Here is a 13,549-nt window from a genome sequence, read left to right on the forward strand (position 1 = left end):
GCCTCACATCCGGAAGACGCCGAAGCCGCCGCGGGCGCCCTCGTAGGGGGCGGTGTGGATCGCGGAGAGGCACAGGCCGAGGACGGTGCGGGTGTCGCGCGGGTCGATGACGCCGTCGTCGTACAGCCGCCCGGACAGGAACATCGGCAGCGACTCGGACTCGATCTGCTGCTCCACCATGGCGCGCAGCGCCGCGTCCGCCTCCTCGTCGTAGGGCTGCCCCTTGGCGGCGGCCGACTGGCGGGCGACGATCGACAGCACGCCGGCGAGCTGCTGCGGGCCCATGACGGCCGACTTGGCGCTGGGCCAGGCGAAGAGGAAGCGGGGGTCGTAGGCCCGGCCGCACATGCCGTAGTGGCCGGCGCCGTAGGAGGCGCCCATCAGCACGGACAGATGCGGGACCTTCGAGTTGCTGACCGCGTTGATCATCATCGCGCCGTGTTTGATGATGCCGCCCTGCTCGTACTCCTTGCCGACCATGTAGCCGGTGGTGTTGTGCAAGAAGAGCAGGGGGATGTCGCGCTGGTTGGCGAGCTGGATGAACTGGGCGGCCTTCTGCGACTCCTCGCTGAACAGGACGCCCCGGGCGTTGGCGAGGATGCCGACGGGGTAGCCGTGCAGGGCTGCCCAGCCGGTCGTCAGGCTCGTGCCGTACAGCGGCTTGAACTCGTCGAAGTCGGAGGCGTCGACGATCCGGGCGATGACCTCGCGCGGGTCGAAGGGGCTCTTGAGGTCGCCGGGGACGATGCCCAGCAGTTCCTCCGCGTCGTACTCGGGCGGCTCGGCGGGCCCCGGATCCTCGTACGCCTTGCGGTGGTTGAGGCGGGCGACCACGCGGCGGGCCTGCCGGAGCGCGTCTGGCTCGTCGACGGCGAAGTAGTCGGCGAGGCCCGAGGTGCGCGCGTGCATCTCGGCGCCGCCCAGGGACTCGTCGTCGCTCTCCTCGCCGGTCGCCATCTTCACCAGCGGCGGGCCGCCGAGGAACACCTTGGCGCGCTCCTTGACCATGATCACGTGGTCGGACATGCCGGGGATGTAGGCGCCGCCGGCGGTGGAGTTGCCGAAGACGACCGCGACGGTCGGGATCCCGGCGGCGGACAGCCGGGTGAGGTCGCGGAAGATGGCGCCGCCGGGGATGAAGATCTCCTTCTGCGACGGCAGGTCGGCGCCGCCGGACTCCACCAGGCTGATGCAGGGCAGCCGGTTGGCGAGGGCGATGTCGTTGGCGCGCAGGGCCTTCTTCAGCGACCAGGGGTTGCTCGCTCCGCCGCGCACGGTCGGGTCGTTTGCGGTGATCAGGCACTCCACGCCCTCGACGACGCCGATGCCGGTGACGAGGGACGCCCCGACGGTGTGGTCGCTGCCCCAGGCGGCCAGCGGGGACAGCTCCAGGAACGGCGTGTCGGGGTCGAGGAGCAGCTCGATGCGCTCACGGGCGAGGAGCTTGCCGCGCTTCCGGTGCCGTGCGACGTACTTCTCGCCGCCGCCCGCGAGGGCCTTGGCGTGCTCGGCGTCGAGCGCGGCGAGTTTGGCGAGCATCGCCTCGCGGTTCGACTGATGGCCGGGGCCGGCGGGGTCGAGCGCGGAGGTCAGGACGGTCAAAGCAGGGCCTCCGGTATCTCCAGGTGGCGGGAGCGCAGCCATTCGCCGAGGGCCTTGGCCTGCGGGTCGAAGCGGTGCTGGGCGGCGACACCGGCGCCGAGGATCCCCTCGACGACGAAGTTGAGGGCGCGCAGGCTGGGCAGCGCATGCCGTACGACGGTCAGCTCGCGGCTCTCGGGGATCAGCTCCCGGAACCGGTCGACGGTCAGCTCGTGCGCGAGCCACCGCCAGGCATCGTCCGTGCGCGCCCACACCCCGACGTTGGCGTTGCCGCCCTTGTCCCCGCTGCGGGCGCCCGCGACGAGGCCGAGGGGGGCCCGGCTCACCGGCCCGGGCGCAAGCGGCTCGGGGAGCGGAGGCTCCGGAACGTCGTGGAGTACGAGGGTGTCGTGGGGCGGCGGCACCGCAACCCGGTCTCCGTCATGGAGGACCGCCACATGGTCGACGGCACCATGGGGGACGTATACATCCTCGAAGACCCCATAAGGCGAGCCCTTTCCGGGTGGGGCCAGCACATGGAAGCCGGGGTAGCTGGCGAGTGCCAGCTCGACGGCCGCCCCGCTCAGCGCCCGCCCGACGGCCTCCTGGTCGGGGTCCCGCACGACGAGCCGCAGCAACGCGCTCGCCAGCTCCTCGCCCGGGGCGTCGGAGCGGTCGGTGCGGGCCAGTTCCCAGCGCACGTCGGCGACTTTGCCGAGGGCGGGTTCCATCTGTTCCCGCACCAGGGCGGCCTTGGCCTCGATGTCGAGGCCGGTGAGCACGAAGACGACCTCGTTGCGGAAGCCGCCGAGCCGGTTGAGCCCGACCTTGAGGGTGGGCGGCGGTGCCTCTCCGCGCACGCCCTCGATCCGCACCCGGTCGGGCCCGTCCTGGCTCAGCCGTACGGTGTCCAGCCGGGCGGTGACGTCCGGCCCCGCGTACCGGGCACCGTCCGTCTCGTACAGCAACTGCGCGGTGACCGTGCCGACGTCGACGAAACCGCCGGTGCCGGGGTGCTTGGTGATGACGCAGCTGCCGTCCTCGTGCAGCTCGGCGAGCGGGAAGCCGGGGCGGCGGACGTCGCCGTCCCGGAAGAAGGCGTAGTTGCCCCCGGTGGCCTGCGCCCCGCACTCCAGGACATGTCCCGCGACCACGGCACCCGCCAGCCGGTCGTGGTCCCGCGGTGTCCATCCGAAGTGGGCCGCGGCGGGCCCGGTGACCAGGGCGGCGTCCGTCACCCGCCCGGTGACGACGACGTCGGCGCCCGCCCGCAGGCACTCGGCGATGCCGAACCCGCCGAGGTAGGCGTGGGCGGCGAGGCTGCCGGGGTGTGCGGCGGTGAGGTCGTCTCCCGCCACATGGGCGACGCGCACGGGGATGCCCAGCCGGTCCGCCACGTGCCGTACGGCGTCGGCGAGTCCGGCCGGGTTGAGTCCGCCGGCGTTGGTGACGATCCTGACGCCCCGCTCGTGCGCGAGCCCCAGGCAGTCCTCCGCCTGCCGCAGGAACGTGCGGGCGTATCCGGCGGCGGGGTCCTTGAGGCGGTCCCGGCCCAGGATGAGCATGGTCAGCTCGGCGAGGTAGTCGCCGGTGAGGACGTCGAGTTCGCCGCCGATGAGCATCTCGCGCATCGCGTCGAAGCGGTCGCCGTAGAAGCCGGAGGCGTTGCCGATGCGGAGGGTCACGAGGCCGGCTCCTTCGGCGGGCGTCCGCTGCCCGGCGGTCCCGCGAAGGCCTGCGCGATGCCGAGCCAGCGGTCGGCGTCGGGGCCGTCGGCGCGCAGGGCGAGGTCGGTGCGGTGGGCGCGCTGGGTGACCAGCAGGCAGAAGTCGAGGGCGGGCCCGGTGACCCGCTGCGTGGCGTCAGCGGGGCCGTACGTCCACAGGTCGCCGGAGGGGGCGCGCAGTTCGACGCGGAACGGGTCGGCGGGCGGGGTCAGGCCGTGCACACCGAAGGCGAAGTCCCGGGTCCGTACCCCGAGCCAGGCCACATGCCGCAGCCGGTCGGTGGGTGGGCGCACCACACCCAGGGCCTCGGCCACGTCCTGCCCATGGGCCCAGGTCTCCATGAGACGGGCCGTCGCCATGGAGGCGGCCGACATGGGCGGGCCGTACCAGGGGAAGCGCGCCTTGGGCGGGGCGGCCCGCAGGGCTTCCTCCAGTGCCCTGCGGCCGCCGCGCCACCGGGCGAGCAGCTGGTCGGGCGGGAGCTTCGCGCCCTCCTCGGCGCCCTCGTCGACGAAGGACCCCGGCGCGGCGAGGGCCTTGTCGACCAGCGCGTGGAAGCCGTCGGCGTCCGTGACGGCGAGCAGGGCCGAGCGGTCCGTCCAGGCGAGATGGGCGATCTGGTGGGCCACGGTCCAGCCGGGCGCGGGGGTCGCGAGCGACCAGCGGTGCGCGCTCGACCCGGCCACGAGGCGGTCGAGTTCCTCGCTCTCCTCGCGCAGATCGTCGAGCACGGACGTCGGATCGGACACGGGCGCTCCCCTCGGGGCACGGCGGTGTGCGGGGTGGTGCGGCGTGCTGAGGAGCATGGCAGCGGCACAAGAAACAATCAAGCGTGCTTGCATGAAATTGTGGGGGTGACCGAGAGGGTGTTCTTCGGCGGCGCGATCGGGCCCGGCCCGCCACGGTCGGCTCAGTCGGTCTTGTCCGCCTCGCGCGCCGCCTCCTCCAGGCGGTGCCGATGGGCCTCCCACATGGCCCGGTCGCCCGGGGGCATGCTGTCCTTGCCCGGCGTCAGGCCGACCGACCCGTCGATGAGTTCGCGCACGATGTCGGCGTGACCGGCGTGACGGCTGGTGTCGGCGATCACGCGTACCAGGATGTGGTGCAGCGTGGTCTCCCGGCGCTCCTCGGGCCACCAGGGGACGTGACCGGTCGCGTCCAGCGGCAGCGCCGCGATCGTGCCGTTCGCGTGCTCCCACGCCCGGCGGTACAGCCCGGCGATGTCCTCGCGCGACTCGTCCGGGGTGGCCCACATGTCGGCGTGGGGTTCGGCGTCCTGCGTGTACCACCAGGGCGGCGGGTTCCCGTCGAAGAACGGTCGGCCGAACGTGTCGCCGAAGTACCCGAGCTCCACCCCGGCGGTGTGCTTGACCAGCCCCAGCAGATTGGTGCCGGTCGGTGTCAGGGGGCGGCGGATGTCGTACTCCGAGAGCCCGTCGAGCTTCCACAGCAGGGCGTCGCGAGCGTCTTGGAGGTAGCGGAGGAGGTCCGCCTTGGGATCCGGTGCGGTCATGCGGGCAGTCTCGCACCCGGCACCGACACCCGGGCCGGACCGGAACCGCGGCCGTTTCCCTCACGAGGGCCGGTCAGCCCTCCAGGCCCGTGCCCTCCAGCGCCGCCGTCTTCTTGCGGCCGCCGCCCACCTGGGTGCGCACCGCGCCCATGCTCGCCGCGACGACGAGGGCGATCGCGGCGGCCTCGGCGGCGCTGAGGACCTGGTCGAGGATGAGGAAGCCGGCCGTCGCGGCGATCGCCGGTTCGAGGCTCATCAGGATCGCGAACGTGGAGGCGGGCAGGCGGCGCAGGGCGAGGAGTTCGAGGGTGTAGGGCAGGACCGAGGAGAGCAGGGCGACCGCCGCGCCCAGGCCCAGCGTCACCGGGTCGAGCAGTTTCGTCCCCGACTCGGCGATGCCCAGGGGAAGGAACAGCACCGCCCCCACCGCCATCGCCAGCGCCAGCCCGTCCGCCTGCGGGAAGCGGCGGCCCGTACGGGCGCTGAAGACGATGTAGGCGGCCCACATGGCGCCGGCACCCAGGGCGAAGGCCGCTCCGGTGGGATCGAGGCCGCTGAGGCCTCCCCCGCCGAGGAGGAAGACACCGGCGAGAGCGAGCCCCGCCCAGACGACGTTGATCGCGCGGCGGGAGGCGAAGACCGAGAGGGCGAGCGGGCCGAGGACCTCCAGGGTGACCGCGGGGCCCAGCGGGATGCGCGCGACGGCTTGGTAGAAGAGGCCGTTCATGGCGGCCATGGTGATGCCGAAGACGACGACCGTGCCCCAGTCGGTGCGCGAGTGGCCGCGCAGCCGCGGACGACAGACCAGGAGCAGGACGACGGCCGCGACCAGCAGGCGCAGTGCCACCACCCCGAGGGCACCCGCCCGGGGCATCAGGGTCACCGCCAGGGCGCCGCCGAACTGTACGGAGATCCCGCCCGCGAGCACCAGGCCCACGGGCCCGAGGGAGCCGAGCCGGCCCGGGCCGGCGGCCGGCGTGGTGCCGTCAGGGGCGGCGGTGCTCGCGGGCTGGGGCGAGGTGGCGGTCTCCGGCGTGGTCACGGGCGGGTCCTGTGCTCGGGGTCGGTGTCCGGGGTGCTGCGTGTGTGCGGTGCGTACACCTGAATGCACTCAACGTACAGCCCGGTGCACCGCGCAGTCCAGGGTAATGGACTCCGTCAGGTGCGTGAACCCCTTTTGCCTCTGTCTCGGGCTGTGAGACGTCAGCGGCGGGCGAGGTACAGGTTCAGCGCCTTGTAGAGCAGCCGGTTGATCGGGTAGTCCCACTCGCCGAGGTACTCGACGGCCTCGCCGCCGGTGCCGACCTTGAAGCGCAGCAGGCCCAGCAGGTCGCTGGACTCCTCCAGGGTGTCGGTGATGCCGCGCAGGTCGTAGACGGCGGCGCCGAGTTCGTGCGCGTCGGTCATCATGCGCCACTGCACGGCGCTGCTCGGCTGGACCTCGCGGTGGCGGCCGGTGGAGGCGCCGTAGGAGTACCAGACGTGGTCGCCGACGGTCAGCATGGTGGCCGCGGCGAGCACCTCGCCGTCGTGGTAGGCGAGGTAGAGCCGCATCCGGTCCGGGTGTTCGGCGGTGAGCGCGGTCCACATGCGCTGGAAGTACGGCAGCGGGCGCGGGAGGAAGCGGTCCCGCTCGGCGGTCTCGCTGTACAGCTCGTGGAAGGCCGGCAGGTCCTCCAGGTCGCCGCGTACGACCTTCACCCCGGCTTTCTCCGCCTTCTTGATGTTGCGGCGCCACTGCTGGTTCAGGCCGTTGTGGATGTCCTCCAGCGACCGGCCGGCGAACGGCACCTGGAAGACGTACCGGGGCTGCCCCGCGGCGAAGCCGTCCTCGCCGGAGGCCTCGGTCTGCCGCCAGCCCATGTGGCGCAGACGGTCCGCGACGTGACCGGCCCGCGGTTCGTACGACGTGGCCCGCACGTCGCGCAGCCGCCGGGCGGCCGGGTCGGCGATCGCCGCCTTGACCGCCTCGGCGTCCCAGCGGCGCACCACGACGGGCGGGCCCATCCGCACCGCGAAGGCGCCCCGCCGTCTCAGGTGCGCGAGCATCGGTTCCAGCAGGCGGTCGAGGCCCGGCTCGTGCCAGTCGATCAGCGGGCCCTCGGGCAGGTACGCGAGGTACCGCCGCAGCCCGGGCAGTCGCGGTCCGGGCAGGGGGCGCAGCAGCACCAGTCCCGCGCCGACGAGCTGCCCGCCGGCGTCGAACCAGCCGAGGCTCTCCGCCTGCCAGTCGGGTTTCACCTCGCCCCAGGACGGGACCTGGGTGTGGCTGGCGGAGGGGCGGGCCGTGACGAACGCGAGGTGCTCGTCACGGGTGATCGGCTGGACGCGGACGCTCATGCGCGGGCTCCTTCGAGCAGCGGCCCAAGGCGGGCGGTGGCTGGTCCCGCGAGCCTAGGAGCGGCCCCGGCCTCCCCCGGCTCAGACACTCGGGTCCGCCCGTCCCGTGGCCCGAACGCCTCACGCGCCGTCGCGCCGGTGGTTCTCGTCCAGCGCGTCGGCCAGGACCTCCGCGAGATGTCTGCCCCGTACACCCGCCAGCTGCTCCAGCTGGGTGCGGCAGGAGAAGCCGTCCGCCAGCAGCACCGTGCCGTCCGGGGCGTTGCGTACGGAGGGCAGGAGTTGCTCCTCCGCGCAGGCGGTGGACACCTCGTAGTGGCCCTTCTCGAAGCCGAAGTTGCCCGCGAGGCCGCAGCAGCCGCCGCTCAGTTCGCCGGTGAGCAGGGCCGCTTCCCGCAGCCGGCGGTCGGCGGCGTCGCCGAGCACCGCGTGCTGGTGGCAGTGGGTCTGCCCGGCCACCGGGCGGTCCACGCGCGGCGGCGCCCAGCCGGGGGCGTGGCGCTCCAGCGCCTCCGCGAAGGTGAGGACCCTCGCGGCGAGGCGGGCCGCGCGCGGGTCGTCGGGCAGCAGCTCGGGGACGTCCGTGCGCAGGGCCGCGGCGCAGCTCGGCTCCAGGACCACGACCGGGGCGTCGGTCTCCAGCACCGGTTCCATCAGGTCGAGCGTGCGGCGCATGACGGCCCGGGCGCGGTCCAGCTGGCCCGTCGACACATACGTCAGCCCGCAGCAGACCCGCCCCCGGCCCCGCAGCAGGGACAGGGGGTCGAGCGCGACCGTCCTGCCGTCGCCCACCGGCGGTTTCGCCAGGTGCAGGGTCGGTGGCAGCGCCACCCGCAGCCCGGCCGCCTCCAGTACGCGTACGGCCGCCCGCCCCACGGCCGGCGAGAGGTGCTCGGTGAAGGTGTCGGGCCACAGCACGACGAGCGGCCCCTGCCCTGCGGCCCCCTCGCGCCGCCGCTCCCACCACCGGCTGAACGTCCGCGACGCCACCCGTGGAATCTCCCGCTCGGGCGCGAGCCCGCCCAGCCGCTTCGCCGCCCACGCGACGGGCCGTACCGCGGACAGCGCGTTGACCAGCCACGCCGTGCGCGTGCGGGACACCGCCCGGAGCCACGCCGGCAGCCACCCCATCGCGTAGTGCGCGGCGGGCCGGCGCCGCCCGGCGTAGTGCTGATGCAGGAACTCCGCCTTGTACGTGGCCATGTCGACCCCGACGGGGCAGTCCGACCGGCAGCCCTTGCAGGACAGGCACAGGTCCAGCGCGTCCCGGACCTCGGTCGAGCGCCAGCCGTCCGTCACCACCTCACCGGCGAGCATCTCGTGCAGCAGCCGGGCCCGCCCGCGCGTGGAGTGCTCCTCCGCGCCCGTCGCCCGGAAGGACGGGCACATGACGCCCGCGCCGGACACCGATGTCGTACGGCACTTGGCGACGCCCACGCAGCGCCGCACCGCCGCCGAGAAGTCACCGCCGTCGGTGGGGTAGCCGAAGGCCACGTCGACCGGTTCGCGGGGCAGCACGGAGAAGCGCAGGCCGCTGTCCAGGGGCGCGGGGCGCACCAGCATCCCGGGGTTGAGCAGGTCGTCCGGGTCCCACACCCCCTTCACCCGCTCGAACAGGCCCACCATCTCGGCCCCGTACATCCTCGGCAGCAGCTCCGCCCGGGCCTGCCCGTCGCCGTGCTCCCCGGACAGCGACCCGCCGTGCGCCACCACCAGCTCCGCGAGCTCCTCCGAGAAGCGGCGGAACCGGGCGACGCCGGGCCGCGTCAGCAGGTCGAAGTCGATACGGACGTGGATGCAACCGTCCCCGAAGTGCCCGTACGGCGTGCCGCGCAGCCCGTGCGCCGCCATGAGCGCCCGGAAGTCGCGCAGGTACGCCCCCAGCCGGGCGGGCGGCACCGCGCAGTCCTCCCAGCCCGGCCACGCCTCGGTCCCGTCCGGCATGCGCGTCGCCGTGCCGCTCGCGTCCTCCCGGATCCGCCACAGCGCGCGCTGCCCCGCCGGGTCGGTGACCACGAGCGCGTCCACGACGTCGGCCGCCCGCACGATCTCCCGCGCACGCGCGCGTGCCTGCGCCTCCGACTCCCCGCCGGTCTCCACGAACAGCCAGGCCCCGCCGCGCGGCAGCGCCTCCGGGGACGGCACCAGGTCCGCCGCCATGCCTTCGACGGTCAGCGGCAGGTACGGCAGCAGCCCGGCCGCCGCCTCCGCCGCCGCGCTCTCGTCCGCGTACGCCAGCACGGCCAGGGCACGCGCGCGTGGCGCCTCGACCAGGCGTACGGCCGCCTCCGTCAGCACACCGAGCGTGCCCTCGGAGCCGCAGAAGGAGCGGGCCACGTCGGCGCCGCGCTCGGGCAGCAGGGCGTCCAGCGCGTATCCGGAGATGCGGCGGGGCAGCTCCGGGAAGCCGGTGCGCAGGCGCGCCAGTTCCCCCTCGGCCAGGGCCCGCAGCCCGTCCGGTGCCCCGGCCCAGTCCTGCCCGAGCCGCAGCCGCTCGCCCCGGGCGGTGACGACGTCCAGCTCCCGCACGCTGTCCGCGGTGGTCCCCCACGCCACGGAGTGCGAGCCGCAGGAGTTGTTGCCGATCATGCCGCCGAGGGTGCACCGGCTGTGCGTGGACGGGTCCGGCCCGAACCGCAGCCCGTGCGGGGCGGCGGCCTCCTGGAGCCGGTCGAGCACCAGCCCCGGCTGCACGACGGCGGTGCGGGTCCGCGGGTCGAGCGACACGAGCCGGTTCATGTGCCGGGTGAAGTCCAGCACCACGCCCGTGCCCGTCGCCTGCCCCGCGATCGACGTGCCGCCGCCTCTCGCGACGACCGGCACCCCCCGCTCCCGGCACACCTCCAGGACCGCCACCACGTCGTCGGCGTCCCGCGGAGCGACCACACCCAGCGGTACCCGCCGGTAGTTGGAGGCGTCCATGGTGACCAGCGCCCGGGAGGTGGCGTCGAAGCCCACGTCACCCCGGACGACCCGGCTCAGCTCCGTCCCGAGGGCGGGGAGATCCCCGAAATCCGTCATGCGTCCAGCATGCCCCCGGGGGCCTCAGCCCTTGACGGCGGAGCTGGCCACGCCCTCGACGAACCAGCGCTGGAAGAACGCGAAGACGATCAGCACGGGCAGCACCAGCAGCACGCCGAAGGCGAGGATCTGACCCCAGTCCGGGGGCTGCTGCCCCTGGAAGACGCTCATCTCCAGGGGGAGGGGACGCACCGACGGGTCGGACACCATCAGCACCGGCCACAGGAAGGAGCCCCACTGGATGAGGAAGGTGAGGATCGCGACCGAGGCGAACACCGGCCTGGACATCGGCACGATGATCGCGAAGAAGGTGCGCCAGGGCCCGGCGCCGTCCAGCCGGGCCGCCTCCTCGATGCTCGGCGGGATCTTCTTGAAGAACGTGTGGAACTGGTAGATCGCGAAGGCGTTGGCGACGAACGGCAGCGCCTGGATGAACAGGGTGTTGCGCTGCCCGTTGAACATGTAGAACAGCGGCACCGCCACCGACTCGAACGGGATCAGCATCAGCAGCAGGACGAGGGTGAACACCGCGTTCTGTCCCCGCCACTTCAGCCGCGTCAGCCCGTACGCGGCCATCGAGTTGACGATCAGTCCGCCCGTCACCACGACGAACGACAGCAGCACCGACACGCCCATGAACTGCCAGAAGTAGCCCGTGCTGTCGGAGTTGAGGCTGTCGAGGACGGCGGCGTAGTTGTCGAAGGAGAGGTGGGTGGGCAGGAAGCCGGACAGGCCGTTCAGGACCTCGTCGGACGGCTTGAGGCTGCCGAGGAAGAGGTAGAGCGCGGGGAGGGCGAAGACGAACGCCAGGACGCTCAGGACGGTGTAGTCGAGGACGCGGCGTACGGGCGTACGGGTCATGGCCATGGGTCAGTCAGTCCTCGTTGTCGGGCCGGACGACGCGGCGCTGGACGATCGTCAGGGCGACGACGATCAGGAAGAACACCACCGTGACGGCCGAGGCCTGGCCGATGTTGTTCTGGTCGAAGGCCGTGGTGACGGCCTGGTACATCACCGTCCGGGTGGCGTCCTCGTCCAGGCCGCCGCCGCGGATGAGGATGTACACCTGGTCGAAGACCCGGAAGGACAGCACCGAGGTCAGCATCGCGACGAAGACGAGGGTGCCGCGGATGCCGGGCAGGGTGACGTGCCGGAACTGCTGCCAGCGGGAGGCACGGTCCAGCTCGGAGGCCTCGTAGAGCTCGCCCGGGATCTGCTGGAGGCCGGCCAGCAGGATGACCATCTGGAAGCCGACGCCCTGCCACACCGACAGCACGATGATCGAGCCCATCGCGGTGAGGCCGTCGCCGAGCCAGTCGAAGGCACCCCAGTTGCCGAAACTCACCGTGTCCAGCAGCGAGTTGAGCATGCCCTGCTCGCTGCGGGCGAGGATCAGCCGCCAGATCACGGCGACCAGCGCCATCGGGAAGACCACCGGCATGAAGAAGAAGGACCGGAACAGGCCGATGGCCTTCAGCTTGCGGTTGAGCAGGATCGCCAGCGCCAGCGCGAGGCCCGTCTGGAGCGGTACGACGACCGCGGCGAAGGTCAGGTTGTTCAGCAGCGCCCGCAGGAACGGGCCGGACAGGTCGGGGTCGGTGAACAGCCGCCGGTAGTGCTCCACGCCGAAGAAGGCGGGCTCCAGCGGCGAGCCGAGGCGGACGTTGTAGAAGGAGAGCACCACGGCGTAGCCGAACGGGATGCCGACGAAGGCGATCAGCCCGCCGACGGCCGGGGCGGACATCAGCAGCCCGTGCAGCCGGTCGCGGTTGCCGCGCGACGGACGCGGGGGCTTCGCGGAGGGCGCGGGCGAGACGGCCTGCGCCCGGTCTGGGGCCGCGCCGTGCGCGGGTTCCACGGTTTTCACGGGAGGGTCCTCTTCCCGGCGGGGCGGGCGCGGTCGGTACGTCGCCGACGGCCCGCTCCGGCCGATGCGTCCTGCGGGGTTACGGGATCTCGTAGCCGGCGTTGTCGGTGAAGTCCCGGTCGATGGCGCGGGCCGCCTTCTGCAGGGCTTCCTCCGGGTCGGCGCCGCCGTAGATCGAGTTCAGGGCCGTGTTGAACTTGGCGGTGATCGTCGGGTATCCGGCGGTCACCGGGCGGGTGACGGCGACGCAGGAGGCGTTGATGTCGCTGTCGCCGCAGGGCCGGGCGAGCTGGTCGGCGAAGAGCTGGAGCGGTCCGCCCTTCTTGTACAGCTCGCTCTTGGCGAGGGCGGACTTGGTGGCGGGCACCGCGCCGTTGGCCTTCGTCATCGCGCCCACGTTGGCGTCGTTCAGGAGGTAGTCCAGGAAGGTGCCCGCGGCCTTGCCGTTCTTGCTGTCGGCGCCGATGCCCCAGGCCCACGAACCCTGCCCGGTCTTGGGGCCGTTGCCGAAGTCCGGCAGCGGCAGGACGGCGAGGTCGTCACCGAGGGCCTCGCTGTAGGCGGGGTAGTTCCAGTGGCCGACCCAGCTCAGCGCCACCTTGCCCTTGGCGAAGGCGTTGCCGTCGGTGTTGGGGTCGACGTACGTCTTCCAGGACTGGAAGGTCTTCATCGCGGACACGGCCTTCGGGCTGTCGAGGGCGCCCTCCGCCTTGCCGTCCTTCAGCAGGGCGCCGCCGGCCGACCAGAGGATCGGGGAGAAGCCGAAGGTGCCCCACTCGGAGGCCAGGCCGTACTGCTCCGATATGTCGAGGACCTTGCCGTCGGAGTCCTTGCCCTTCAGCGCCTTGAGGGCCTTGCCGAACTCCTCGGGCGTCCAGGCCTCGTCCACGCTCTTCGGGTACGTCACGCCGGCCGCGTCCAGCAGCTTCTTGTTGGCGTACATGCCGAGCCCGGCGTCGAACATGCCCAGGCCGTAATGCTTGCCGCCGATCTCGCCCTGCGCCTTGATCGCGTCGGTGGCGTTGCCGAGGGTCTTGGCGGAGACGTGACCGTCGACCGGGGCGAGCTTGCTGTTGTAGACGAAGTTCGCCATCGTCGGGCCGTCGAACTCCAGCACGTCCGGCAGTTCGGACGCGTCGGTGGCGGTGATGGTCTTCGTGTAGTCCTTCTCGGGTATCAGCTTCAGCTCGGCCTTGACGTCGTTCTGCGAGGAGTTGAAGGACTTCACCGCGTTCTGCAGCGCGGCCGTCTCGCTCGCCTGGCCCTGGTGGGCCCAGACGCTGATGGTGCCCTTGCCGCTGCCCTCCTCGGCGGAGGTGTCGCTGCCGCCGCCCCCGCCACAGGCGGACAGCGCGGCCAGGGGCAGCAGAGCGAGGGCGGTCAGGGCCGTACGACGGTGCCTTCTGTGACCGGTGATCATGGTGGTGCCTCCGTGCGGGGATGGGTGGTGCGCGGACTGTCGGGGCCAGGGACGAGAACGGCCCTGCGGGGACGGGCGGT

At 72.7% G+C, this 13,549-nt stretch carries 10 protein-coding genes; all 10 read right to left on the reverse strand.

The genetic code is table 11. The annotated features are described in order from the left end of the window. Window positions 1-3: 3 nt before the first annotated feature. On the reverse strand, window positions 4-1,602 hold the full coding sequence (locus tag G3I77_RS34720; RefSeq protein WP_248510287.1) for an acyl-CoA carboxylase subunit beta: 1,599 nt from the start codon (window positions 1,600-1,602) through the stop codon (window positions 4-6). Then, window positions 1,599-3,266 (reverse strand): acyclic terpene utilization AtuA family protein, encoded by a 1,668-nt coding sequence (locus G3I77_RS34725; protein ID WP_308311436.1) that lies wholly within the window; start codon window positions 3,264-3,266, stop codon window positions 1,599-1,601. Before G3I77_RS34725 ends, G3I77_RS34720 begins: the two co-directional genes overlap by 4 nt. Beyond that, complete coding sequence (locus G3I77_RS34730) at window positions 3,263-4,057, reverse strand: TIGR03084 family metal-binding protein (RefSeq protein WP_248510288.1); 795 nt, start codon at window positions 4,055-4,057, stop codon at window positions 3,263-3,265. The genes G3I77_RS34725 and G3I77_RS34730 overlap by 4 nt, the downstream gene beginning before the upstream one ends. 161 nt (window positions 4,058-4,218) lie before the next feature. After that, the gene (locus G3I77_RS34735) at window positions 4,219-4,821 is read right to left on the reverse strand and encodes a DinB family protein (RefSeq protein WP_248510289.1); all 603 of its coding nucleotides are present in this window, start codon (window positions 4,819-4,821) and stop codon (window positions 4,219-4,221) included. A gap of 73 nt (window positions 4,822-4,894) precedes the next feature. Continuing rightward, the gene (locus G3I77_RS34740) at window positions 4,895-5,863 is read right to left on the reverse strand and encodes a DMT family transporter (protein ID WP_248510290.1); all 969 of its coding nucleotides are present in this window, start codon (window positions 5,861-5,863) and stop codon (window positions 4,895-4,897) included. Window positions 5,864-6,024: 161 nt separating this feature from the next. Further along, window positions 6,025-7,161, reverse strand: coding sequence for a peptidoglycan bridge formation glycyltransferase FemA/FemB family protein (locus tag G3I77_RS34745; RefSeq protein WP_248510291.1), 1,137 nt, complete (start codon window positions 7,159-7,161; stop codon window positions 6,025-6,027). A gap of 120 nt (window positions 7,162-7,281) precedes the next feature. Continuing rightward, window positions 7,282-10,182 carry an FAD-binding and (Fe-S)-binding domain-containing protein gene (locus tag G3I77_RS34750; protein WP_248510293.1) on the reverse strand — a complete coding sequence of 967 codons (2,901 nt, stop codon included), beginning with the start codon at window positions 10,180-10,182 and terminating at the stop codon, window positions 7,282-7,284. Window positions 10,183-10,206: 24 nt separating this feature from the next. Continuing rightward, window positions 10,207-11,049: a carbohydrate ABC transporter permease gene (locus G3I77_RS34755; RefSeq protein WP_062927522.1), complete on the reverse strand. Its 843-nt coding sequence runs from the start codon at window positions 11,047-11,049 to the stop codon at window positions 10,207-10,209. Between the two features lie 7 nt (window positions 11,050-11,056). Next, entirely contained in the window at window positions 11,057-12,049 is a 993-nt protein-coding gene (locus G3I77_RS34760; protein WP_248510294.1) for a carbohydrate ABC transporter permease, read from the reverse strand. Window positions 12,050-12,128: 79 nt separating this feature from the next. Further along, complete coding sequence (locus G3I77_RS34765; RefSeq protein WP_248510295.1) at window positions 12,129-13,469, reverse strand: sugar ABC transporter substrate-binding protein; 1,341 nt, start codon at window positions 13,467-13,469, stop codon at window positions 12,129-12,131. Between the last annotated feature and the right edge of the window lie 80 nt (window positions 13,470-13,549).

The organism is Streptomyces sp. D2-8 (assembly GCF_023184515.1).
GTDB lineage: Bacteria > Actinomycetota > Actinomycetes > Streptomycetales > Streptomycetaceae > Streptomyces.

Excerpts from the sequence above, each read along its gene's own strand:
- G3I77_RS34735 (WP_248510289.1), bottom strand. The coding sequence starts at position 4,821 with ATGACCGCACCGGATCCCAAGGCGGACCTCCTCCGCTACCTCCAAGAC.
- G3I77_RS34755 (WP_062927522.1), bottom strand. The coding sequence starts at position 11,049 with ATGGCCATGACCCGTACGCCCGTACGCCGCGTCCTCGACTACACCGTC.
- G3I77_RS34765 (WP_248510295.1), bottom strand. The coding sequence starts at position 13,469 with ATGATCACCGGTCACAGAAGGCACCGTCGTACGGCCCTGACCGCCCTC.
- G3I77_RS34750 (WP_248510293.1), bottom strand. The coding sequence starts at position 10,182 with ATGACGGATTTCGGGGATCTCCCCGCCCTCGGGACGGAGCTGAGCCGG.
- G3I77_RS34745 (WP_248510291.1), bottom strand. The coding sequence starts at position 7,161 with ATGAGCGTCCGCGTCCAGCCGATCACCCGTGACGAGCACCTCGCGTTC.